The sequence below is a fragment of the Saccharothrix sp. ST-888 genome, assembly GCF_000955975.1.
GTDB lineage: Bacteria > Actinomycetota > Actinomycetes > Streptomycetales > Streptomycetaceae > Kitasatospora.
The window spans coordinates 1-269 of the sequence record NZ_JYJF01001071.1 but is presented as its reverse complement, the minus strand read 5'-3'; the positions used below and the strand labels follow the sequence as shown (position 1 = coordinate 269).

The window sequence follows — 269 nt, the reverse complement described above, 5'->3', positions numbered from 1 at the left end:
GATGGCGTCGGATCCGGTGGCCACGAGCTGCCAGAGGTCCTCGGGCGAGCGCACGCCGCCGGGGAGCCGGCAGCTCATCGCCACGATCGCGATGGGCTCATGCTCGGCCTCCTCGACCTCGCGCAGACGGCGGTTGGCCCGGCGCAGCTCGGCGGTCATCCACTTGAGGCGGTCGAGGAGCTTCTTTTCGTCTGCCATCAGAGGGCTGCCTTCCGGAGAGCCGGGACACGTGCGTTCGTCACGCCGGTGGTTGTCGGGCCGGCCGTTGC

1 protein-coding gene is annotated in these 269 nt (G+C 70.6%); it reads right to left on the bottom strand.

Annotated elements, in window-relative coordinates:
* The coding region (locus tag UK12_RS35660) for a beta-ketoacyl synthase N-terminal-like domain-containing protein (protein WP_045307381.1) at positions 1-198 on the bottom strand (198 nt) is incomplete at its 3' end.
* Between the last annotated feature and the right edge of the window lie 71 nt (positions 199-269).